Annotated in this window: 1 protein-coding gene; it reads left to right on the top strand. The window is 39.0% G+C overall.

All coding sequences use genetic code 11. The annotated features are described in order from the left end of the window. Positions 1–31: 31 nt before the first annotated feature. Positions 32–267: redoxin domain-containing protein (locus SB772_RS41645; protein ID WP_410838725.1), on the top strand; the 236-nt coding region annotated here is incomplete at its 3' end.

Genomic DNA, 267 nt, shown 5'->3' with positions numbered 1-267 from the left:
ACACATAACTAAAACTAATAAGGATTTTATAATGGCAAAGCCAACGACAGAAACCATTCACCTACCTGATTTTCCAGTAACCATAGTACGCAAACTTGCTGGTAATTTTATTCATGATGAAATCAATTTAAAAGAAATGGTCGCCAATACCGATAAAGGCCTTATTCTCTATTTCTATCCCAAAGATAACACGCCAGGCTGCACCACACAGGCAACAGAGTTTACCTCGCACCTTCATGACTTCGATGAATTGGGCTACGACATCAT

Source organism: Paraburkholderia sp. SIMBA_030 (assembly GCF_046535245.1).
In the GTDB taxonomy this organism is placed as follows: domain Bacteria; phylum Pseudomonadota; class Gammaproteobacteria; order Burkholderiales; family Burkholderiaceae; genus Paraburkholderia.
Note: the sequence above shows the minus strand (reverse complement) of the source record. Positions and strands in the feature narration are given on the sequence as shown.